The organism is Bacillus sp. AM1(2019) (assembly GCF_009906915.1).
GTDB classification, from domain to species: Bacteria; Bacillota; Bacilli; order Bacillales; family Bacillaceae; genus Bacillus; species Bacillus velezensis.
The window spans coordinates 187,345-208,448 of sequence record NZ_CP047644.1 but is presented as its reverse complement, the minus strand read 5'-3'; the positions used below and the strand labels follow the sequence as shown (position 1 = coordinate 208,448).

General features: G+C 45.3%; 24 protein-coding genes. 1 reads left to right on the top strand and 23 read right to left on the bottom strand.

The genetic code is table 11. The annotated features are described in order from the left end of the window. Positions 1 to 7 precede the first annotated feature (7 nt). From GNE05_RS01255 to GNE05_RS01235, 6 genes are read right to left on the bottom strand one after another with little or no spacing between them, the layout of a single operon-like run. Positions 8 to 274 (bottom strand): DUF2577 family protein, encoded by a 267-nt coding sequence (locus GNE05_RS01255; protein ID WP_053285385.1) that lies wholly within the window; start codon positions 272 to 274, stop codon positions 8 to 10. Beyond that, the gene (locus tag GNE05_RS01250; protein ID WP_053285386.1) at positions 271 to 1,251 is read right to left on the bottom strand and encodes an XkdQ/YqbQ family protein; all 981 of its coding nucleotides are present in this window, start codon (positions 1,249 to 1,251) and stop codon (positions 271 to 273) included. The genes GNE05_RS01255 and GNE05_RS01250 overlap by 4 nt, the downstream gene beginning before the upstream one ends. A gap of 13 nt (positions 1,252 to 1,264) precedes the next feature. After that, a complete protein-coding gene (locus GNE05_RS01245; RefSeq protein ID WP_025284113.1) occupies positions 1,265 to 1,924 on the bottom strand; it encodes a LysM peptidoglycan-binding domain-containing protein in 660 nt (219 codons plus the stop codon). Next, the gene (locus tag GNE05_RS01240; RefSeq protein WP_073982157.1) at positions 1,917 to 7,223 is read right to left on the bottom strand and encodes a phage tail tape measure protein; all 5,307 of its coding nucleotides are present in this window, start codon (positions 7,221 to 7,223) and stop codon (positions 1,917 to 1,919) included. Before GNE05_RS01240 ends, GNE05_RS01245 begins: the two co-directional genes overlap by 8 nt. 42 nt (positions 7,224 to 7,265) lie before the next feature. Beyond that, positions 7,266 to 7,397, bottom strand: coding sequence for a hypothetical protein (locus GNE05_RS20925; RefSeq protein WP_223198305.1), 132 nt, complete (start codon positions 7,395 to 7,397; stop codon positions 7,266 to 7,268). Between the two features lie 41 nt (positions 7,398 to 7,438). After that, positions 7,439 to 7,888 (bottom strand): phage tail assembly chaperone, encoded by a 450-nt coding sequence (locus GNE05_RS01235; protein WP_053285389.1) that lies wholly within the window; start codon positions 7,886 to 7,888, stop codon positions 7,439 to 7,441. Positions 7,889 to 8,039: 151 nt separating this feature from the next. On the opposite strand from GNE05_RS01235, the gene GNE05_RS01230 reads away from it, so the two are divergent. Then, on the top strand, positions 8,040 to 8,129 hold the full coding sequence (locus tag GNE05_RS01230) for a putative holin-like toxin (RefSeq protein ID WP_073982158.1): 90 nt from the start codon (positions 8,040 to 8,042) through the stop codon (positions 8,127 to 8,129). A gap of 288 nt (positions 8,130 to 8,417) precedes the next feature. Here the strand turns inward: GNE05_RS01230 and GNE05_RS01225 are convergent, their stop codons facing one another. From GNE05_RS01225 to GNE05_RS01145, 17 genes are all read right to left on the bottom strand, one after another. Next, positions 8,418 to 8,861 (bottom strand): phage tail tube protein, encoded by a 444-nt coding sequence (locus GNE05_RS01225; RefSeq protein WP_053285390.1) that lies wholly within the window; start codon positions 8,859 to 8,861, stop codon positions 8,418 to 8,420. A gap of 1 nt (position 8,862) precedes the next feature. Continuing rightward, positions 8,863 to 10,263 carry a phage tail sheath family protein gene (locus GNE05_RS01220; protein ID WP_053285391.1) on the bottom strand — a complete coding sequence of 467 codons (1,401 nt, stop codon included), beginning with the start codon at positions 10,261 to 10,263 and terminating at the stop codon, positions 8,863 to 8,865. Beyond that, entirely contained in the window at positions 10,264 to 10,455 is a 192-nt protein-coding gene (locus tag GNE05_RS01215; RefSeq protein WP_088461988.1) for a YqzN/YkzM domain-containing protein, read from the bottom strand. Next, complete coding sequence (locus tag GNE05_RS01210) at positions 10,452 to 10,889, bottom strand: phage tail terminator family protein (RefSeq protein ID WP_053285393.1); 438 nt, start codon at positions 10,887 to 10,889, stop codon at positions 10,452 to 10,454. The genes GNE05_RS01215 and GNE05_RS01210 overlap by 4 nt, the downstream gene beginning before the upstream one ends. Positions 10,890 to 10,903: 14 nt before the next feature. Then, positions 10,904 to 11,407, bottom strand: coding sequence for an HK97 gp10 family phage protein (locus tag GNE05_RS01205; protein WP_053285394.1), 504 nt, complete (start codon positions 11,405 to 11,407; stop codon positions 10,904 to 10,906). Further along, complete coding sequence (locus GNE05_RS01200; protein WP_053285395.1) at positions 11,404 to 11,766, bottom strand: DUF3599 family protein; 363 nt, start codon at positions 11,764 to 11,766, stop codon at positions 11,404 to 11,406. The genes GNE05_RS01205 and GNE05_RS01200 overlap by 4 nt, the downstream gene beginning before the upstream one ends. Next, entirely contained in the window at positions 11,763 to 12,155 is a 393-nt protein-coding gene (gene yqbG, locus GNE05_RS01195; RefSeq protein ID WP_053285437.1) for a protein YqbG, read from the bottom strand. The genes GNE05_RS01200 and yqbG overlap by 4 nt, the downstream gene beginning before the upstream one ends. A 5-nt stretch (positions 12,156 to 12,160) precedes the next feature. Continuing rightward, positions 12,161 to 12,511, bottom strand: coding sequence for a YqbF domain-containing protein (locus tag GNE05_RS01190; protein ID WP_053285396.1), 351 nt, complete (start codon positions 12,509 to 12,511; stop codon positions 12,161 to 12,163). 11 nt (positions 12,512 to 12,522) lie between these two features. Further along, on the bottom strand, positions 12,523 to 13,458 hold the full coding sequence (locus tag GNE05_RS01185; protein WP_053285397.1) for a phage major capsid protein: 936 nt from the start codon (positions 13,456 to 13,458) through the stop codon (positions 12,523 to 12,525). 29 nt (positions 13,459 to 13,487) lie between these two features. Continuing rightward, positions 13,488 to 14,663 (bottom strand): XkdF-like putative serine protease domain-containing protein, encoded by a 1,176-nt coding sequence (locus tag GNE05_RS01180; RefSeq protein WP_053285398.1) that lies wholly within the window; start codon positions 14,661 to 14,663, stop codon positions 13,488 to 13,490. Between the two features lie 23 nt (positions 14,664 to 14,686). After that, positions 14,687 to 15,331, bottom strand: coding sequence for a hypothetical protein (locus tag GNE05_RS01175; protein WP_053285399.1), 645 nt, complete (start codon positions 15,329 to 15,331; stop codon positions 14,687 to 14,689). 43 nt (positions 15,332 to 15,374) lie between these two features. Further along, positions 15,375 to 16,292, bottom strand: coding sequence for a phage head morphogenesis protein (locus tag GNE05_RS01170; RefSeq protein ID WP_053285400.1), 918 nt, complete (start codon positions 16,290 to 16,292; stop codon positions 15,375 to 15,377). Beyond that, complete coding sequence (locus tag GNE05_RS01165) at positions 16,276 to 17,823, bottom strand: phage portal protein (RefSeq protein WP_053285401.1); 1,548 nt, start codon at positions 17,821 to 17,823, stop codon at positions 16,276 to 16,278. Before GNE05_RS01165 ends, GNE05_RS01170 begins: the two co-directional genes overlap by 17 nt. Next, a complete protein-coding gene (locus tag GNE05_RS01160) occupies positions 17,789 to 19,135 on the bottom strand; it encodes a PBSX family phage terminase large subunit (protein WP_053285402.1) in 1,347 nt (448 codons plus the stop codon). The genes GNE05_RS01165 and GNE05_RS01160 overlap by 35 nt, the downstream gene beginning before the upstream one ends. Continuing rightward, the gene (gene terS / locus GNE05_RS01155; protein WP_053285403.1) at positions 19,135 to 20,016 is read right to left on the bottom strand and encodes a phage terminase small subunit; all 882 of its coding nucleotides are present in this window, start codon (positions 20,014 to 20,016) and stop codon (positions 19,135 to 19,137) included. The genes GNE05_RS01160 and terS overlap by 1 nt, the downstream gene beginning before the upstream one ends. 83 nt (positions 20,017 to 20,099) lie before the next feature. Then, positions 20,100 to 20,630, bottom strand: a complete 531-nt coding sequence (locus GNE05_RS01150) for a YfbU family protein (protein ID WP_053285404.1) — start codon at positions 20,628 to 20,630, stop codon at positions 20,100 to 20,102. 145 nt (positions 20,631 to 20,775) lie between these two features. Continuing rightward, positions 20,776 to 21,024: a hypothetical protein gene (locus GNE05_RS01145; RefSeq protein ID WP_053285405.1), complete on the bottom strand. Its 249-nt coding sequence runs from the start codon at positions 21,022 to 21,024 to the stop codon at positions 20,776 to 20,778. Positions 21,025 to 21,104 lie beyond the last annotated feature (80 nt).

Here is a 21,104-nt window from a genome sequence, read left to right as displayed (position 1 = left end):
GCACCCCCTATATTTTGTCGAGAATAAAAAATGATTGTCCGCCTTTTAAGGAGACAACCATTACATTCTCACCGTTTTTAAGCTCATCTTCTCCCCCGGCGCGCAGGCGTTTAGGGATAATAATTAAGTCAGAAGGAATGATCAATTTTTCGTTTTCATTGAGCTTAATTTCAACAGGGGAAACAGAAACGACTTCAGCCGGCAGCATATCCACCGGCGACTCAGAACCAACAGCACCGATAGCCAGATGTTTAATTGCTTCACTTAACCTCATGATGAAGCCCCGTCCGGGATTGTGTTTTTCTCAACCACATCAATTGTCATCGTGTGGGAGCTGCCTTTAAATTCGTGCTTGTCAGAATCAATCCAATATGTTTTCTTGACCCCCACTTCCGGAATAGAAATATACACCGGAAGCCCGCTCTGCAAGTCAGGAATACCAATAGCTTGAATACTCTTTAATTCCTTTTTCACACCTTTTTTCTGTGATTGGAGTACGTTCGCTCGCTGCTGAAGCTGCGCCTGATTAATATTATCCGAGACAGTTTCCACATACTGCAGAACCCCGTATTTATTAATTCCTGAATTATCTTTTGCAGTGGCAGTATACGTCTTATTGTCTTTCTGGCGCCGGAGTTTGACCTTCGTAGCTGTCTCATTAATTGAGGTGCTATACTGGTATCCTGTGATGTTTACGCCTGTCTCTAACACCCAAACTTCCGACGGGTCAGGCCAAGCCCTGAGACAAAGCTTACCCTTTGAGGCATATAACTGATAATTATGACCGGTCTGTTTTTTTGTTTGCTTCAATGCCTTTAATATCATGTCATAAAGGCTTGTATCATCTTTAAAGACCAATGATTTAATAGTATAGGCTGTTTTTGTGATAGACCCGGCGGGAATCTGAAAATCTCGAGCCAGCCGCTTTACTATTTGATCAGCACGCTGATTTGAGAAGACGTAAACATCTTTGTTCTTTACCAGATATTGAAGCATGTCATAAGCCGTAAAAGTCAATTTATGATCATCCGGATTACGGGAAAACACAATGCCGCGGAATAACTCTTTACCTTTCCACTTGAATAGAACGGTATCGCCTTCAGTTACGCTGTAATAAGAGTGATTTCCTTGCTTTGTTATGATCGTGGCCGTGATTGAACGCGGCGCTTGATATCGCTGTCCTTCAAGAGAGACTGTCTCTGTTACCAGCTCAAGCCATTCTGTTTCTTTAATGACAAAAAGCTCAATCATGTGTCATCACCTGCTATTGCGGAATCTTTAATTTTTGTCCGGGGAATATCCAGTGGCCCGGCTGCCTGATGTTTCTTCTGCTGCGTTTAATCATTGCCGTTTTATTGGCATTCCATATTTTCCGCCATTGCATGCTGTTCCCATAGAATTTGCCCGCCAGATCCCAAAGAGTATCCCCTTTTTTCACGGTATATGTTTTGGGAGCAGATTTTGACGGCCGTTTTTTCTTTGTTTTCTTCTTTTGTTTTATCTTCCGGGGTGAAGCGGTCCTGTATTCCTTCAGCTTGATTTCAAAATCTCGATCCCCTATGTCCTTTTGTCCCTCACTGTGCGAAAAAGCCTCAATGCTGCAGGTTAAGTTTATTTTTGTTCCGGTAATCAAAAACTGAACAGGCTTTTTCGATTTCAACCATTTGTCTATTCTTGCAATTGCGTTTTCTGGGGAAGGAAACCCTTTATATTCGGAGAGCGGACTATGCTTCTTTGGAAAAAAGGAAGAGAACGAAATTTCTTTCGCTCCAGGATTATCTATAAAGGTAATCTCACCGAAGCGGGCAACCTTTACAGAGTCATTTTGAATCGTATCAGATATGTCGATCTGTTCCGGAAGGACGGGCAGCCGCAGCCTGTCCTTACCCTGTGATATCCAAAACTCATAAACAGACTTAGTCAAAAGCTACGACTCCTTTCGTTCCGGTATTGATATCCTTCTCTAATTCATCTATCAGAGCTTGTTTGATTTTGGCCACGAGGCTATCGGCGTCTTGATTGTTATAAAAATGTTGATCGCCGTTAAGTTGAATTACAATTTCTTTGCTGCCGGAAGCGGCAACCGCTGTCTGCGTGCCGCCCGAGGTGGCCGCAGATACTTTCCCGGAAGAGAGTTCAGTTGTTCCCGTCTGCGCAGGATCAGTTACCTCCATTCCAAGCGCTTGAGCGGCACGACCAAGCAAATAACGGCCGCGGATGCCCCGCTCTTCAGGAATGATCCACTCCCGTTTATTCCCTTCACCAACACGGGCGATCTGCTCCTTAGTGATCAAACCACCATTGGCATAACCGACGTATGGGCCGCCGCGCGCCAGGCTCTTAATCCCGGGCACATTGTTTATCGATCCGTATCTGCTTTTAATATAGCCGATAGCGGCAGCAGCGTTGTGAATTGGGTTGCTGATATCATTCATTCCCGGCGCCTTATGAGATTCAAAGGTGCTTGGGATCGTCTGCATTAACCCTTGTGACGGGTGGCCGGCTTTGGCATTGCTGTCCCATAAGTTAATGGAATTAGGGTTGCCGCCTGATTCATTCTGTGCAATTGTCATCAAGCCCGGAAGCCAGCTGAATGGAGTTTTAGTTGCGATCATTGCAGACATTAGCCATTCCTTCACGTTGCCGCTGACTGCCCCCATTCCGGAATAGGCAGCCGCAAGTGAACCCGCTTGTTTTTCGGCAAACTTTTTCACATCGACTGAGCCGAGACCTTTAACAACCCCTACTGATGCAAAGCGGCCAAGACTCATCATGACACGGGAAGGCGAATGGATATCAAGCTCCTCACGGAATGCTTTTTCTACTTTTTTAGCAAGTTCCTTCGCGGCTTCAGATACTTCGCTGCCCTTGGATGCCATCCCAGTAATAAAGTTGCCGATCATTCCGCTCCCCCATCCGTTGGAGGACTCTTTAGAACGGAGAAAAGGCTTTTCTATACGAGAGCTGACATACTGGGCAGTGCCGGGATCCGTACTGTTCTGGCCGGAAGCGAATCCCTTCACCGTCCCGCTTCCCCATGACCCTGATTTGTTAACAGTATTTTGGAAAGGGGTTTTGACTTTGGTTTGCAGAAATCCATCCGTACCTGTCGCAGTGCTGTTCTGGCCACTGGCAAACCCATTGATAACCTGTTTCCCATAATTCGGCGAGTAGGAAATTAAGCTGTTCATAGGCTGACCAACGTTTTTCTGTTTCCAAGCATCCATAGACACAACATTGTCGCTTATACCTTGATCAAAGCCTTGTGAGAACTGTTGACCAAATGTAGCTGCCTGGTCATTCAGGCTGGACGTGTCTACTGTTGGAGAGACAGAAGCGGAAACTGCCGCACCACTGGATAATGGAGAAACAGAAGATTCACCACCGCCGCTTGAAGCTGCAGCCATATCGTCCACAACACTCATGCCGAGCTTAGAAGCCGCCTGTGAAAGAAGCATCTTACCGCGACCACGATTATTATCGACGGGGATAACAAACTCCTTACCGGCTTCACCGATCCATGAAATAGTAGGCTTTGTGATGAAGCCGCCTGTGGCATTCTTTTGCAGTACGCTTTTTTGTTTTGGCGGAAAAACACTATTTGCAGGCTGTTGTTGCGTACGAGCTAAGCCAATTCCTGTTCCTGCCGAATTGTTGTTTGTTGAAGTTTTCCCCTTTTGGTGCAGTCCAGTGACTTGTTCACCACGATGTATAATGGAACCGATAAACTCCCCACCGGCGTCGGCTAACTCTTTAAGTTTAATGACCCACCAAAACGTTTTCTCAAACTTCTTTTTAATTCCGTCGGCCACTTTCCCCAGGGGATCACCGACATTTGTTTTGAACCAAGCCTCAATTCCTCCCCAAGCGCCGGTAACTGCGTTTTTGGCATCCTCAAACTTTTTCGTGATTGATTTTTTAGCATTTTCCACTTTTGTGACAATGGGGTTCCATACATTTTCAGTGAACCAAGTGGAAACCGTATTCCATGTATCGGAGATCCAATTCCACGCATCGTTAAGCTTCGTCCAGATCCACTTTGCTGCCGTTGTCACCGCATCACTTACTGGATTCCAGACATTGTCCATGAACCAAGTTGACACAGTTGACCATAAGTCCGAAATAAAAGTCCACGCATCATTAAGCTTCGTCCAAATCCAGTTTGCTACATCACTAACTGCTGTACTGATTGGATTCCAGACGTTGTCATAGAACCATGTCGCCACTTGAAGCCACTTTAATTGGATCCAGATTCGAGCATAATCAATATGTGCTTGTATCCAGCCGGCCACAGTCGCAACAGCGTCACTTATTGGATTCCAAACGTTATCCATAAACCAAGTTGAGACTGTAGACCATGTATCGGAGATCCAATTCCACGCATCAGTGATCTTTGTCCAGATCCATTTTGCCACGCTGGTTACCGCCTTACTCATTGGATTCCAAACATTATCCATGAACCAAGTTGAGGCGATAGACCATATCTTTTTGATGCCATCCCAAGCAAAAGCAAAAATGCCGACTACGAAATTGATAATCGGGACAGCTGTATTGTAGATGGGCGTCCACACATTCTTATCAAACCAATTTGATACTGTATTCCAGGTATCAGTAACCCACTTTTTTCCGTCTTCAAATTTCTTTTTTATGTCGTCAAGGGTATCACCGACCCAATCACCAATTGGGTCCCAGACGTTGTCCGTAAACCAAGATGATAGATCGTCCCAGGTGTCGGTGATCCAGTCTAAGGCGTCCTGCCCTTTTTCGGATACCCAGGCAAAGGCATCTCCGCCGCCAGTCTTGATGCTATCCCATGTCTTTGACATGCCGCCCTTATCAAACCACTGCCCCACTGACGAACCTACATCTGATCCCGCAATGCCGCCAACAGCACTGCCGACTAATCCACCGACAGCTGTTCCCACAACTGGAACGACAGAGCCTATTGCCGCGCCGGTTGCCCCGCCTGCAGCCGCCCCTGCCATGTTGCCCCCGAAAGAGCCGAGCTTTTCACCGGCATTATCTTTATTCATACCGATAAGCCCCGTTGCCGCCAACGCTGTACCAAGTACCGGGATTCCTTTCGCAAACTTTCCAACTCCGGAAAGCGGTTTAAGGATTTTCCCCATTTTGGACGAAGCCTGGCCGGCAGACCGGAGTTCTGTTCTTGTGGTTGAAATTCCATCCCTACCGGCAGCGGAGCCCGCCCCTGTACGCCCCCGTTCTCTTCCTAAGCGATCAGCAGGCACGCTGATTGTCCCACGAGCGGGATTCCTGCGGGCAGCGCCTCCTTGTCGGCCAGATGATCTGCCTTTTCCCCGGCCTTCCCCGCCGAAACCGCCAGCACAACAGCAGCCTGTCAGACTGCCGCTCCTTGCTATACTCGTTGGGCTTGCTCTGCCGGCCCTTCCGTTTCTTCTACCGTTTCTCGTATTGGGATCTGCGGATGCTGAACCCGCTCGTGAAGGAATCAGTTTTTTTATGACGCGGGCAGCATCGCCGCCGGCTGTGCCTATTCCTTTCAGGATCGGACGGAGAATCTTCAGATAAGCTATTAAACCGATCAGAGGCGGGACCACAACCTTAAACCCTGTTTTCAGTTCATCCCAGTGATTAACTGTAAATTCGATAGCCTTATTCAGCTTGTCACCGACAGCTTCTCCAAGATCGGTTATGTCGTTCTTAATCTCTTTCAGCTTTTCTTTGCCTTCTTTACTGTTCAGGAAGTCACTAATCTTATCAAAAGCAGGGCCAAGACCGGTTAACAATGAGGTTCCCATATCCTTTGATATACTCTCAAAATCCCTAATAGCATCATTTACAGGCGTCATCGGATTGTTATTCCGAAGCTGAGTAAAGCTGCGGTTTAGCTCGCCGGTTGTTTTCGCACTTGTGCCGATTCCCTCAGCCATATCAAGGATTGGCTGCTTTAAGTCCTCGTACTGCGTCCCGATAAGCTCAGTTGCAATGGCAGCACGCTTGGTCTTGTCTTTGACCTTGGATAGCGCATCAGCCACTTTAAAGAGGCTTTCCTGTCCACTGATAGAACCGTCTTTGAAGCCTTTGAACATTTTTTGCGTTTCTTTGCCGCCAAATAATTGTTCAAACGCGGCGACTTGGTTATCTGACATCTCCGTGCGACGGATGTTAAATTCACGCATACTGTCGGCAAGGTTGTCGAAGTTCCGGGCGCCGCCCTTGGTCCCTTTTATCATGGCGTTTGCGATTTGACCGCCCGTAAGCTTCATGTCTTTGAAAGTGGAACTGTATTCATTCATTGTGTCCAGCAAATCGTCAGCCTGGTCACCAGCATTCCGGTAAATGTAAGCGATGGTGTCCCCGCTCTCTTTACCAGTCATTTTCAAGTTGTTATACATAGCACTGAACGCCCGGTCTACTTCAGCTTGGTCAGCATTCATCAATTGAGCGATTTTGCTTGAAGACTCGGTGAGTTCCGCCAGCGCCCGGCCGGATGCCCCCGTCAGTTGCGAGAGTCCCCTTAATGCTGAGCTTACTTCCTCCCGGGATCCACCGACTTTGTTTTTGTAGAAAATGTCGTCAGTCATCCGTCCTGCATCTTTTTTGCTCACGTTTGAGGTTGCTGAGACATAGGCGTCCTGAGCCATTGCATTTTTTCCGGAGTTCATAATTGCGCCGCCTGATAATCCACCCGCTGCCGCTAATGTAATCGTGACAGTCTTTAAGCTGTCCAACCTCTTCTCGATAGCATCGAGAGCAGCGGAAGCTTTGTCTTTAATAGACACAGTCGGCGTTGCCTCAGATCCATCTAAATCTGAAACGCGATGTCGGAGAGAATTTAAATCCCCAGATGCGCGGTCTCTGACGGAGACAGTCGGCGTTGCGTCTGATCGTTGTAAATCAGACAGACTTCCCCTGATTAAACGCAGACGCGGGGTCGCCCGGTCATCCACCGATACCCTGACCTCATGTTCCCCTTCTGTGATGTCCTCAGTCTGCCGCCTGATGCGAGTTAACCCTCCTGAAGCTTGATCATCGAGACGGACATCGAGAGAGCGGGGGCGCCGCGTCAATTGGGTAGCTGAGCGGTCTATCCTCCGTATGGTCCGTTGTGTCCGGTCATCAGCTTCAAAAACAAGAGGGCCATTAGCGGCCCTCTGAAGTCTTTCAGCATTTCCTTGTATTTTGCGGAGCTTTTTGGTCATCTTATCGTGTAGATCAAATGTGGCTGTTAGTTTCGCCATGGTTATTTTCCTCCTTTCTCTGCTTCTTTTTCTAACAGCTACCTATGATTTTTTCGCTTCTTTTTCAAGCAAATCAAGTTTATAAGCAATTGCGCCGTACAGCAGCGCCTTGTATTCACGCGGAGCTTCATAGAGCTCTCTCAATTCAGACGGGGAATATTTCAGCTCGTGCATTGCGAAATAGAAATACACAGCCTCCTTATCCCCGCCCCGTATTAGTTTTTTGCTTCTTCTTCAAGGTCTTCCAGATCATCTTCAAAACCGTTGATCTCGATTGCCTTGTTCAGCCAGTTAGCGTATTCCCCGCCGACAGAAAGGATGCGCTTTGCCACTTCCACCGGATCTTCTGTCTTGTAAGCTTCACGCAGCTCTTTTGATTTAAAGTTCGGGTAAACAGTCGTTTCAACAGCAATTCGTGCATAGAAGCGCTGGCTGTCCAGTTCTTTCACACGGCCGCGGCCTTTGACATTTTTGTATGTTGTGTTTTCTTTCTCTAACTCATCGATGCGCTCAGTCGTAATTGCTTTGAAAACGAACGGAACCACGTTCCCCGCCTTGTCTTTAAACCGCTTTGAAATCGGCACTTTTACCTCTTCCGCTTCGATTGTTTGTCCTGGCATAAAGAATGAAAGATCATATACTTTTTCGTTTTGTTTTTCGCTCATGTTAATTAGCTCCTTTTGTTTTGTTTGTCTTCAGACAATAAAAAACACTCTCGGCTTTTGAGAGTGTTATGGTACAATATGGTTTAGTATAAATGAATTGGCTTTCAACACCTCAAGGGCGGTCTGGCTCACTCCCTCATGAAGGGGGGTGATGCTCATGTCAACGTTTCAAGCATTAATGCTTATGCTTGCTTTCGGCTCTTTTATAATTGCCCTGTTGACTTATATAAAAAAGAAATAGACCCACCCTTGAGCTCGTGGAAAAGTTAAAGGGTGAAGTCTATCCGTAAATCTTTCATGAAGTTGTTAAGCCAGCCCTCTTGATGGGCCAACATTTATACCGACCCGGTTGCAGCCGGGTCATTTTTATTTTATGCAAAAAACCAAGACGTTAACCTTTTAAAAACGTCTATTTGACATTTTTATATACATTTAGTATAGCAAAGTTAATAATAAATTAGCAATTGCAAACAAAAAATTATTACAAAAAGTAACTAAAATGGCGTTTCTGAATGTGGCACCATTTTAATTAAAACGAATCCTTCAGCTTTTCAGGAAGATCAAAGTCCTCAAAGGTAAACGGCACTTCCTCTTCCAATGCTTCGGAATCCACATCCAGCCCCGCGATCTTCGCAGAATCAAAGTTCACATCATAGAGAGTAACCCGCTCAGTCCCCCGGCCAGATGATTTATCATCAAGCACCGCTTGCAGAGTGAAATACGGATCTTCACCTTTTTTCACATAGTTCAGCATCAGCTGCACAAAGCGGGATGTGACTTTATAAAATGTCGCTGTTCCCGTTCCATTCGCACCAGTTGTTTTGTGGCCGGTCATACGGCGGCCCATGACATTGACTTCTGATTTGTTTTTCTCCACGTTTGCTTCAAACGTTTTGATAAAAGCCAATTCCTCACCATCCAAGAAGAGGCGCCCCTCTTTACCAGATATCGTATTCTGCGCTTTAAAAGCCACCTTACTTCACCTCCACGTTAAAGTAGAATTTCTCTGCTGCATCAACAGGTTGCACGGCCAAGTCAATGATGAATCCATCCCGATCCTCATTTAGAACAATCGCGATATCAGACTCAGAGTCAAACCCCGTAATGCCGCCCCCATCTTGAAGGATTCCCATGTATTGAGTGATCAGGGTTTTCACGAACTGTAGGCCGTCATCCGAAGCCGGGACATCGCTACCGCTCGCTTTTCTGGACTTAATTAATGCTTTCAGCTGAGATGTCAGATCGTTATTAATTGCATCAAGGACCCTAACAATTTTGTTCTTCTGGAACACCTTGTTTTTCTCAGCCGTTAAGCTGGTCAGGGAGTTAATATCCTTTTCAACAGCCACCGCCTTATCGCGGGGATCGAAAGTGAACAAAAATTCACCTTTAGCGAGTCGTTCAACAATTTCATCATTATCAATGCGGTTTAAAACGTCCACAGCCCCTTCATATTCAACAAACGTAAGGGATTGGTTAAAGGTAGCCCCCGCGCTGGCCCCGGCCACCCAGGCAGTAGCTTTTTCAGGCGTAATCTCAGTACCGTCTTCCAGCAGGACCCCGCCTGTCACATTGATAATGCCTTCATGATCCCCTTTATAATTCGAGAGGACGCCTTGAATCTTCTGACCTTGGTTATCTCTTAGCCGCTTCACAAATGCCACGAACGTGGCTTTCAGCTGGTCATTGTCTTCTACTGGCAGAGCAATGGTGTCGAAGTATTCCGTTTCAGCTGCATCTAAGAAATCCATATAGTCGGCGTTCGTTGGGATCTTATCTGTGCCGCCGGAAAGACGGGTGCCGGCGGATGCCGGTAGGTCTCCGCTTGCATCGGCAGGTGATGTACCGGTAAGCGGGATGGATACGGTCAAATCTCCTTTTCCAGTAAAGGATACATAGCTGTTTGCCTTCAATTCCTCCGCGGCCGCTACGGTCTGCTTATCAACTTCTGACTCATCGAGATACGTAATGACATCAACCTTTTTTGAATCAATGACATTCTCAGTGATACGGATAATGATGTCATTCCCTTTGGTCCCGCCATAAAGAGCGGTTGCCTTAACGCCTTCACTGATTTCTGCAGATGCGCGAAGACCCTCAGTCAACCGATAAAGCAATACTGTTTTTGCCTTCTTCATTGCTTCACGCAGCAGAAGGAGCGAAGGATTATCAATGTTTAATCCGATCTTCTTATTCAAATCCTCAATGGAAGAGATAGAAATGAATTTTTTCAGCTCTCCCCAACTGGATGCGATCGGGAGCGCCACGGTTCCCCTTTCACCGACAGACACACGATCCTCGGCGGTCGTTTTAAAATTAAAGTAGATACCCGCACGCTCTTTTTCCTTGCCTGGTGTAAATGTTCCGCCGTTCATCTATTTAACCTCCTTTTGAAGAAACTGAGTTATGAGCTTCTTCGCTTCTGTTTTTGTAATTCTTTCTTTGTCTACATGAAAAAGAGCACCGTCAAATACTTCGGGCTTTACCCCAAAGAGCTCACGACTGTGCCCCCTCAAATCCTTGATATAGAAAGCAGTTTCTGCTTTTTCTGACTTAGTGGCCATCATTTCACCCCGCTTGTAAAATCAAAATCATTCAGAGCTGGCTTTTCTTCTCGCTCGTACCAATAGCGGCCTGTCCAATTCAGGACAATACTTGCATAATCATCCGTTACTCGGGTTTCAATCCGTGACAGACGAATAAAATCACCCGTACCTTCACCAGATTCCTTCAGGAGTGGGATTAATCCTCTCTTACTTCTAAGGACATCCGCTATCCTTTCCGCTTCTGTATGAGCCTTCTGTGCATTTTTATGAAAAAGCTTCACGTTTAGCACATAGACTTTCTGAAATGTTGAAACTGTGTCTGGACCGTCGGCGGTAGAAGCCGGCGGGAAGTAAAGAGATGGGACCGCGAAGTCTTGCGGTATCTCTTCCTCATATACCTGGACAGGATACAAATTGTATAGATAGCCCATGATTGAGCCAACTTCACTATTCATGCTGCTGCCACCGCCTAAAATTTATTTTCAATCCATTGCTGGAGCTTCCGCTCAAGACTGCGCTCAAACATCATTTCAAAGATGGCCATTGCATTATCCCAATACCCTGAACCGTCAACCCATTTGAACTTCAGCAGCATTCCGGAGTTTTTTTCAGCAGGATCATATTCAAAGCGATCACCTTTCCACCGGCCCGGCACCCAGCGACGGTCCTGATTCTTGGACGGATCAATGGTAAAATGCCCGTCATTGACGTAAGAGGCATAATCCAGATTCGTTCCAACATCCAGCTTTAATTTACCGGCTGTCATAGAAAAGATGTTCTCCTGATCGCCCTTATGAAATGAGTTAAGCAGGCGGCGCGTGTCTACCGTCTGAGTCTGGATCACTTCATCCTGGACAATATCAAGGAATTGATACCCCATTCCTTCAAGCCAAATCTCATATTCTTGCCGCAGTCCTCCGTGGGTTGCCTGGTGCAGCGCTTGAACGAATTGATCGAGCCCCTTAATTCTCATAGGTAATTAACCTCCCTGACCGCCGTCACTTCCCAATGGTGATTTTTAATCAAACGCGGCTGCTGCAGTTTGTAGGCAGTGCCTTCCCATTTCACTCTGTCATTGATTCGAATATCTGCAGAAGCAGGGAAATGAATCATAAATGACTGATAGATGGCCGCGTTCGGCTCCTGCTGAACAATTGATTGGCTCTTCTCAGTAAAATAGCAGGGCTGACTCTTTATATCAGGCTCATCGGGATAAGAGTAAGCAGGCGGTGCATCGGGAACAGGCACGCCGTATCTCATTTTTTGATCTTCGTGTTTCTCCTGCAGATGATAAACATCGCACCGGTGAGTCAATAAGGAGCGGTAACTCATATAGACCTCATCCTCATTTTTACTTCTGTGCCTTCAAGATCTGAATCAGCCGGCACCACGTAATCCTTAATCAGTGAATAGATATTGGGTTTTTGAATGGTGCTTCCATTCCCGAGAGTGTACGAATAATCGCCTATCTTCTCGGACGTGTATCCTTTTGTGATTGACTCATCCGAATTGATCAGTGCATAAAACTGCGCCATCTTTAAAACGGCAAGCCTGACCCTTTCAGGAAGAGGATCATATTCCTCCCCTGAAAAATCATGGCCAACTTCTAACGAAATTTCAGCAACGGCTTCTATGATGTCCTGGGTAAGCAGCACGTCCGGCCGATCTTTGACTGAATCAAAAACCGAGTAAGCCTTTAAGTCAGCGGGGGTAATTAACATGCCGCTCACTCTTCTTTTCCTTGTTGTTCAAGGATGAAGGCAATTCTTTCATCTGCATTCTTGAAGTCAGACGGATTGCCGCCAAGATCAGTAACAATGGCTTCTTGTTCAGTTTTATTCATGCCCTTCAAATCTGTTTCTGTGTACTTCTTCTTTGTTGCCGTGTCATCATCGCTTTTAGGTTTTTCCGTTTCCTTCGGCTCTTCTTTAATTAAATGACACTCAAACTGCTCATTATTCTTCAAATAAGAATAGACGGGCTTCTCCACTTCACGCTTTTGATTAAGCAGGAAGACATACCCCATAACATCGTATGTCTGACCTGCTATCAACTTCGCTGTATATGTGTCGGCCATATTTTATTCACCTACTCTTTCACTTTGATGATTTTAGCCACAGCGTCTTCTTCTTCGAATTTACTGTCCAGCTTAGCCGTCAGGACGATCACGAACATACGGCGGCGGATATCCTTATCTACTTCAATACGAATGTTGCGCGAAAAACCGAGAATGATATTTTTCGGGTGAGTCAGGATAATATCTGACACATCTGACGCGCTATCCCCTTCACCTGTGGTGTACGGCTGCAAGTTGGCAATGCCTTTGACCGGAACACCAAACGCTGAAGAAAGTCCGCCCTGTACCGCAGTGTCTCCTAAAGAAGTCTGACGGTCAGCCACTCGGTCTTTCCATTCAACTTCCATGCCAGGAGAGGTATAAAAACGGTACTCCTGCGGAATCCGGAGATATTTTGAAGGAACTGCTTTATATCCACGCTTGAAGACCTGGCGAGTCAGCTCTTCGCCCGCTACATCCACAATATGAGATGTGGCTTGCTTTCGAATTCCGTCTATTTGCGCAAGATATGAGTCTGAAGATGCTGTATCACCGTTTACTAACAGCTCTTCAATATCAACGGCCGCACGTTCAGCGAGCATCTGCATAATTGTATTTTGCAATCCCTCTTTTTCAATGTTGTTTTCAAGTGTGTCATAGGTGATATTTACTTCTGCAATGACTTCTTTTGTGCTCAAGCTGACAGTGCTTGTTGACGGAACAACCTTTTGATCTTTTGTCAGCGAAACACCTTCCTGGGCAGCTCTGAGAATCCGCTGCCCAAACCCGATCTTCTCAATTTTTTGCGTATCGTGATCCATAGGAATGACACGCGCCTCATTTAAGATAGTCGGCGCATCTTGAACCATTCGAATAAAAGCATTTGCCTGTGTTGGGTTCATCATGCCGCCGCTCTTTAAGCTGGCAAGCGTCATCTCTGCCTTTTCAATTACCTCGTGATTTCTCATGTGATCCTCCTTGTGTTTGCCGCTTCTACTTAAAGAAGCCCGGCCCAGATTGATTTTTTAACATCTGCGGTTTCCTGCGTGGTCTCTTCTTGTTTAGAAAAGCCGCGGCTTTTTTCAATGGCATCAATACGATCAGCGAGCGGTTGAACAGCGTCTGTGATGGCTTTTTTCAACTTCTCAGCCTCTTCTTCCTCAGATGCTTTTTCCTCGTCTTTCTTCTTTTTAGGTTCTTCCTCTTTTTCCAATTCCGCGAGCCGCTTCTGAATTGGCTCTAACGCTGCTTCGATGGATTTTGCTACATCCTCTGAGTTCATTTCTTCTTCCTCTCCTTCCGTCTCCACCTGACTCAGCAAGTTGCCGAGAGCGGTATGAGCGCTTTTAATTTCTTGTAAGCTTGAAGCCGAGAATTTCCGGCCGGCCTTTTGCAGCTCTTCCGGCTTCGGCCCGATCGCTTTTAGAATGTCATCGGAAATCAATACATCCTGAGCGATATCCACGAAGTCTTGCAGAGCTTCTTTGATTTTTGCAGGGTCATTTTCCATCTCTCCGGGATAGTCCCATTTGAATAAAGCTGAGTTTAACGCATCTTGTGCGGCCCAAAACTCACGGCGTTGGCGCCCCTCGTCATATTTGTCCCGAACCGCGCCCTTGGCCACACTGGCATTAAAAAAGTTTTTGACCAAATTAAAAAGCCCTTTCTCGTGGTTGTCCTCTGGAGAAACAGGCTTTTCTTTTTGTTTTGCGATATCCGCGATGCCGGCCATTGAATAACCGGTAATCTCGCCCTTTTTGATTTCATCCCAAACTGCCTCGGAAGCCTTTGTCACAAGCACCCAGGATCCTTTTTTGATGGTTTCACCGTTCATTTCAAAATCAGCAGGGGCGACATAAGATTCAACAACTTCACCGACACCGCCTTGAAAGTCATGCTGCTTATCAATTTCACGGGCATCTTTCAGGAAGCCGTGAGCGGCCTTCTCAATTTCTGCAGCTGTCATGAAATCCCCGTGAGCATCCACTGTGTCCGGTTCATAAACGATACCGTAAACAAGTTTTTGCTCGTCCGCTTCTTTTGCAAGGACCTTGACTTCCTTTTGAAAGTCCGGCTGTTTTTCTGATTTCATAAAAAAGAACTGCTTTTGATTAGCAGCCTTGTCTACATAAGAAACATGTGTGATTTTTGCGTTCACCAATTCTCTTGGCATTTTGTTCACCTCCTTTCAAGAAACTAATTTGCAACATTAGACTTTTCCATGTATTTATTTAATTCGTCAATTGCGCTTAGACACCGAGAACGAAAAATAGTCGCATCGACACTTTTTAGCTCGTAGTTTTCATTTAATAAGAAGTTTCGTAGCTCTAAAAGAGACTTAAGTGCTTTCCCTAACTGTGGGTATTCTTTAGTTAAATAAATCATGCTATTTTTAGGGTGCTTGAAACGAAAATCGTTACCTCCACTTTCGATCACTAAACTTCTAATTTTACGTTCAACTTCCCTCCAGGATTCTTTCACTAATAGCCTTGGCTTTGTTGCTACAATGTAAGAATAATCATTCGACTCTTTTACGATTGAAGGCGGGGTCTCTGGTAGCTTGTATTCAAATTTTTCTGTTTTAGTATTCTCAGCTTCTTTCATTGTCTCAGAATCTACCTTTTCTTCTTCAGATCGTTGACTCGCCTCTTGTAAACTTTGATCCACTTTTTCCAAGAGTCTATCGAAAATAATCTCTACGTTCCCTACTTTAAAGCTAAATAGCCTATTTTCTATAACCGTCTTTAGACTTTTACGAATAGCAAATACTATTACTACTGCAGCCAACGGCCATGAAGTTAAGATTGTTTTTAGAAGATCAAAAACCTTGCTCCATTCCATAGCTAATTCTCCATTCCTAGTTTGATATGGAGATTATACTATTTTATTCCATGTTTGCTAAGGCTTCTCTGCGAATCTCTTCTTTTTCGTCAGCTGACAAACCTAAAATCTTGTTATCTACTACAGGAGATAATACACAATGACAATGAACCCGCTCAGCAGCGGAAAGCTTTGTGTCTCGCGGATACATACAGGTTTCGCTGCTTCCTGGTATCTTGAATTCTTCATCAACACCAACAATGGTGCCGTCGAGGTCTATATGATTCTCACGCGGGTTGTTTTTCTTTCCTCCGCTGTGCCGCCATTTCTTTTTAGATACCGCCGGGGACTGCGTATAAGATTCATGCTGAGCGGCAGAGGAAGCGGCAAGCACCTCGGTTATGGCCGTTGTCCGGGCTCTCGGTCTATCGAAATGCGGCATATCCTTCAGAGTCAGTTCAATCTCCTGGATAGACGAGCCTGAGTCAATAGCTTCCGTCAGCACCGTTTCCACCGCCTCATGTGTGTTGAGCTGCATAATCTCGGCCAGTCTCTTTGACCACCCCTTAATCCAGTCGATCGAGCGAGCGGAAAGAACTTTGAACGGAACTTCAGGATCGATTGAATCCATTATGACAGCGGCCAGCTCTTCAAGCGTCTGCTGCAGAAAATCCTCGGTCAGTTCCTGGAACTCTTCCTGAAAATCATCCTCTGCAAAAAGGTTCTGCGTAAAAAACACCAGAAGCTCCTGTAGCGTCTCTGAATCAGCTTTGCTTACAAAGCCGTTCAATCCTTTTAAAAACCTCTTACGCTGGCTCCTGAACAATCTGGCGATGCCTTTTTCATAATCTTCCACGTAACGAGGTATCCTAGAGCGGCCGGGGAAGTCAGGAATCGTCTCCACAAGCTTCTGACCTTCGCTTTCCTCGGCTTTTTGAATGAATGAGTTAAGACTGACCAGCAGCTTATCGGTTTTGTTCATTTTTCAAATCCTCCAACACATCCCGCATATCTTTCAACAGCCCGATCACATCAGGAGTGCCGCTCTCGGATTTAAACAGAGCCGTAAATGGATCCGCTGCAGGCGTTGATTCGTTCTTACCAATTGGCCGATTGTATTCTTCCTCCGGCCATTCCTCAAGCGTTTTGCCGAGTACGCGCCCGGCCAGATCCCTCAGATCGTTAGGTGATACAGCACCAGCCGTAATGAAAGGAGTCAGCACTTTTGCAATTTCAAGCGGATCCTGAAAGTCCGGGCCTTTCAACTGCAGCTCTACTTTATGAATTTCAAGATCATTTAAAAATAACGCGTTCAGTCTGCCGGTAAGTACATTTCGTTCCGGCTGAAAGACTTGCTCTTCAGTAATCTTTCTGGCTGTGTCAGCTGTCGCCCTGTTGTAATCCTGCGCTTCCCCGGTATAAATCGGCGGTAACCGGAAAGCAGAGCGGATTTTATCCCGGCTCTTTTGGTCATATTCCAGGAACAAAGCATCTTCCTGAAGAATCTCGGCCAGTGACTTGATGTCCACTTTGACCGGTACGATTTCTTCATCACCATGAATATTCTTCCCTTTGGCTATCCCTTCAGCTTCGAGCAAAAGAAATTTATGTGAGTTTTCCACGCCTTCAAGGCCGTTCATATAGTCCTGCAGCTGTTTATACGAATCCTCCGAGAGCATTCCGTTCTCGATCGTAATAGCAGCGGGAATATGCCGGCCTTGTTTAAAGTACATGAAATTCAGCTCTTCTGCTTTGCGGGCGCCGTATAGATTGACAATATGACCGATCCACCGCGGCTTCCCATAAGCGCCGCTTCCTATCTTAAAATGCACAACCTCGTTGGCCTGCTTTTCTATAGGAGTGTTTTCTTCATACTGCCCTGTCTCAAGGTTAAGGGTGCGCGGGTCGCCGTACTCCTTAAAATAAATGACTCGCCCATCAATCATCTGAGCATATTTCCGAAACCGCTTCTGCCTTTTCATAGTCTTTAGTTGACCTGATTCAAAGTATTTGAAAGGAACTTCTATAGGATCAGATAGCTTGCACACCCGGACATATTCCGCAGCCATGTATTCAATGCCGGCAGGCTGATTTTTACCGTTACGGATAACCTCTATATATCCGTTTCCTGTCTTTTCCCGATCTTCTAAACAGAAGCCGAGCAGTGTTTCTGCTGATTCATCAAAATGAAGATGCTTTATGAACTCCTCGAGCTGTTGCCATTCTTTATCCGCATCCGCTTTTTCTGCAGGATCTACTTCATGTGAATTGATATCCTTTGTGTATCGCATGTCAAAGCCAAAACCAAGAATATTTGTCCTATAGGCATCCACACATTGCTGGAGCATTGTTGAATACTCAGCTATCATTTTTAATTCCTTCAGGTTGTATGGCGGCTCCATGATCATGTTTTCCGTGTAATGGCCTGCAAATTCATCAGCATATATTTGTTTTGTCGTTTCGGCAGGCGGAGCGGCTTTAATCACTCGTGCTTTGACTGATTGCTTCGTCATCTGATAACCCCCTTTCTTCCCTAACCGGTCTGGCCCGCTGCGGGCGTCCTTTTGGTTTTTCTTTAAGATCGGAAACCTCGTAATCATCCAGCGCGTACCATATCGCTGAAAAAGTATGTGGGTCAATCGTGAACTTGTCTTCAATGATGTGACCCAGCTTATCGGTAGCATAGGTGAGCGGCTTCAGCTCATACACCGTATTTTCACAACGGTCAGAGCAAATGATCTTTTTAAACCGCTTGATCTTCTTAATGTATTGAAGACGTGAACCCTGGAACTTCCGAGCCCCCACCATATTGAACCCTTGCTGCTGATAATAACGGATTGTTTTCGGCTCGGCGGCATCCGCTTTGATCAATTCCTTTGTCTCCGCAAATTCCTTTATCTCTTCGGCCGTCCTATCGTCCGTCATTTGATTTTTGTAATACTCCCAATAGATATAGAGGTACTTCTTCTCCGTGTCCACAGCGAGCCGGACAATAGCGTTATACGATCCCTCAAAACCAAAGTCCATGCCGACTCGTTTAAGTGGGCGGTGAATGTTTTCGATAGCCTCCATGACTTCTTCGTGCGGACGCTCTTCAAATTGAGGAAGAACCCGCACACCATTAACGCCAAAGCGCCCCTTCCGCGCAATACGGTAAAGGTCTGGATCATAATCTTTCAGTTCATCGAGCTGCTTCACATAGCTTTCGGGCAGAAACAGATTATCTTCCGCAGTTGAATGATGATAATAGGTGTCATTCACAACGATCGTCCGCTTTTCATAAAGCTCTTTATCATCAAGCACAAACCGTTTTTGGCGGTCATCTTTGAAGAAATGCCGGAATGTCCAGTTATCCTCTCCGACCGGGTTTGTAGAAAGAATCATGTGGAGCGGCAATGTCGGGTGACGTAGGCGCCCAAGCAATTCCTTAAAGCCTTCATACTTCACCTCAGAACATTCCTCAATCCATATGATCGAAATGTTATTAATTGATTTCAGCTTGGCCGGCTTATCCAGCCCTTTAAAAATAATTCGGCTGCCATTCGGAAACCGTATTTGCATCGGTGACGAAACACACCTAACAACGTGATCAATCTCTAATTCGTTGACAATCTCTTCGAAGAGAGAAAAGGTTGAGTCTCTGTGTGTGTCATAAACTTCCCGGATAACAAGCGCTGTCCGCTTCTCTGTGAGTAATTTCAGAATGATCTTCAGCGCAGCATGATAGCTTTTCGATGACCCATAGCCGCCAACCAAAAACTGAAACTTTTGGTTCCAGTCAAAAAGGAAATCCTCGAAATGTGGGTTTACTTTTTTAACAGTCATCAGCTGTCATCCTTATCCTTGCGCTTACGCTCTATTATGATATTCACAGAGTTATCCACAGGTCTTGCGGTCAAGCGTTCAAGCTCAGCTTGTTTTGTCTCGTTTGTCAGATACATGGCGCGTAGCTTCAGATCGTGTTCATCCATAGAGCGGGTGATATCATGCTTTTGACGAATAGCCTTCAGCCGCCTGTCGGTAACACGGGTCATTGCTTCTTCAATATTTAAGATATCGTCAATGGACCGCATCGCTGTTTCTTCCACTTCCGTGACAACCAGCCGCTCGTTCATAAGCGGCACATGCTTTACAAGTCCTGTTTTCTTGTCATTAGTTGGGATGATGTCTTTTACCTTGCGCATTTGTTGAAGAACACGGCGCTGCTTCTCATTTAATCCATTTTCAATTCTCATAATGCGTTGCATCATACGCCGCTCTTTTAAATAAAGCTCCCGGATCGTTAACTCAATTTGATAGAGCGGGTCAGTTTCAATCTGATCAAACAGCTCTTTTTCTGTATCATCCATGAAATCAAACAAGATTGATTCATACTCACCTGTACGCACAGAGTTTTTATTTCCTTTGGGAGCGGCACCGCCTCTGTTCCCTTTGGCGTTTTTGTTGCCAGGCGGCGCCTTGCCTCCTTTATTACCCCGGGCATTTTTGTTACCTTTTGGAGCGCCCGGACGAAAAGGAGCGCTCCCTTTCGATTTAGGAGCGCTCCCATTGATTTTTTCTTCCCATTTATCATTCGCTTTCCATTTGCGGACAGTGCTGCTGGTGACGCCCAATTCATCGGCAATGTCTTTTAATTTCTTGGTTCCGCCGCTCTCTTTCCACAAATGAAAAGCCTCGTCTCTGCGTGGATCTCTTTTTCTTGGCATTACATCATCACCCACCCCCGAGCCATCTAATTGAGTTTGAGTTTGTTTTTAGAAAATCAAAAAGGCCTTACGAGGCCTTTTGATCATTTACCTAATACATTTTTTATTTGTTGAAGTGTTAGATGTTCTCCGCCAGCATCTTCTCTGACTTTTGTCCAACGTGAGAGCAACTCATTATAATAACGAACTCTGTTTCTATGAGAATTCATTTCTATCTTTCCTTCTTTGATCAGGTCTTCCATTTCAGAATAAAGTCCCGCTTCTTTCACAACATGGTTTGCAAAACAGTAATGATCCGGTTCTTCATTCCCATCAAACCCTTGGAATAAAACATCTTCTTCAGAAATTTCCTCTTGTTCTTCACTTGTCAGATTCTTGAAGCCAAAATATAGAGCTCTATACATAGTTAAAACATCAAAAACCTTACGGGTAATTTCAGGAGAAAACTCATCTTCAATGTGCCCAAAAATCTCTTCATAAAAGTGAGAATAGCCATTATAAAGCACTTCTATGTTTCTTTCATATTCAGCCTCGCTTTGAGGGTCTAATCTTTTTAGGATTTCCATTTGGTTGATTAATATAGCTCGCTGCTCTTTTGTAAAATTTAATGTCATTAAATTCGCTCCTTATATTTTTTATATTCTCTAAGGACTTATGACAAGTTACTAAGAACTATTATAATGAATGACTTCCATGTTTTACCTCCCCTTTATGAATATTATACTAAGAGGAGAGAAAAACACAAAAATGTGAGATAACTTATATTTCTTCATCCTTCTGAAGCTGTATATCAAGCTCTATGAGCTTTTTTAAGTCGTCCACAGTGTTTACCTCTATTCGACCGTTTTGAAAGTCTCTGATCCACTGTGCAATGCCTGCACTAACGATTTTCCGATACTTCTCTTTTGATTCACTGATATTTTCAAGAACATCGGCTTTATGTAAAAGCAGAAGCTTTTCCTTCTCTTCATCAGAATAGGAACATACGTTTGTTTTTTCTCTTGTCATGCTCCCCGTCCTCCATTACAATATGAATCAGAGCGTGATTTCCCACAAACGCGGCCGCGTCATGATCACGCTCTCGACAG

Coding starts and splice junctions, on each gene's coding strand:
- GNE05_RS01175 (WP_053285399.1), bottom strand. CDS start 15,331: ATGGAATGGAGCAAGGTTTTTGATCTTCTAAAAACAATCTTAACTTCA.
- GNE05_RS01235 (WP_053285389.1), bottom strand. CDS start 7,888: ATGAGCGAAAAACAAAACGAAAAAGTATATGATCTTTCATTCTTTATG.
- terS (WP_053285403.1), bottom strand. CDS start 20,016: ATGCCAAGAAAAAGAGATCCACGCAGAGACGAGGCTTTTCATTTGTGG.
- GNE05_RS01250 (WP_053285386.1), bottom strand. CDS start 1,251: ATGATTGAGCTTTTTGTCATTAAAGAAACAGAATGGCTTGAGCTGGTA.
- GNE05_RS20925 (WP_223198305.1), bottom strand. CDS start 7,397: ATGCACGAGCTGAAATATTCCCCGTCTGAATTGAGAGAGCTCTATGAA.
- GNE05_RS01150 (WP_053285404.1), bottom strand. CDS start 20,630: ATGACATTAAATTTTACAAAAGAGCAGCGAGCTATATTAATCAACCAA.
- GNE05_RS01145 (WP_053285405.1), bottom strand. CDS start 21,024: ATGACAAGAGAAAAAACAAACGTATGTTCCTATTCTGATGAAGAGAAG.
- GNE05_RS01170 (WP_053285400.1), bottom strand. CDS start 16,292: ATGAACAAAACCGATAAGCTGCTGGTCAGTCTTAACTCATTCATTCAA.
- GNE05_RS01190 (WP_053285396.1), bottom strand. CDS start 12,511: ATGGCCGACACATATACAGCGAAGTTGATAGCAGGTCAGACATACGAT.
- GNE05_RS01240 (WP_073982157.1), bottom strand. CDS start 7,223: ATGGCGAAACTAACAGCCACATTTGATCTACACGATAAGATGACCAAA.
- GNE05_RS01205 (WP_053285394.1), bottom strand. CDS start 11,407: ATGAGAATTAAGGGGCTCGATCAATTCGTTCAAGCGCTGCACCAGGCA.
- GNE05_RS01160 (WP_053285402.1), bottom strand. CDS start 19,135: ATGACTGTTAAAAAAGTAAACCCACATTTCGAGGATTTCCTTTTTGAC.
- GNE05_RS01255 (WP_053285385.1), bottom strand. CDS start 274: ATGAGGTTAAGTGAAGCAATTAAACATCTGGCTATCGGTGCTGTTGGT.
- GNE05_RS01180 (WP_053285398.1), bottom strand. CDS start 14,663: ATGCCAAGAGAATTGGTGAACGCAAAAATCACACATGTTTCTTATGTA.
- yqbG (WP_053285437.1), bottom strand. CDS start 12,155: ATGTTAATTACCCCCGCTGACTTAAAGGCTTACTCGGTTTTTGATTCA.
- GNE05_RS01200 (WP_053285395.1), bottom strand. CDS start 11,766: ATGAGTTACCGCTCCTTATTGACTCACCGGTGCGATGTTTATCATCTG.
- GNE05_RS01215 (WP_088461988.1), bottom strand. CDS start 10,455: ATGATGGCCACTAAGTCAGAAAAAGCAGAAACTGCTTTCTATATCAAG.
- GNE05_RS01210 (WP_053285393.1), bottom strand. CDS start 10,889: ATGAATAGTGAAGTTGGCTCAATCATGGGCTATCTATACAATTTGTAT.
- GNE05_RS01230 (WP_073982158.1), top strand. CDS start 8,040: ATGCTCATGTCAACGTTTCAAGCATTAATGCTTATGCTTGCTTTCGGC.
- GNE05_RS01165 (WP_053285401.1), bottom strand. CDS start 17,823: ATGACGAAGCAATCAGTCAAAGCACGAGTGATTAAAGCCGCTCCGCCT.
- GNE05_RS01220 (WP_053285391.1), bottom strand. CDS start 10,263: ATGAACGGCGGAACATTTACACCAGGCAAGGAAAAAGAGCGTGCGGGT.
- GNE05_RS01185 (WP_053285397.1), bottom strand. CDS start 13,458: ATGAGAAATCACGAGGTAATTGAAAAGGCAGAGATGACGCTTGCCAGC.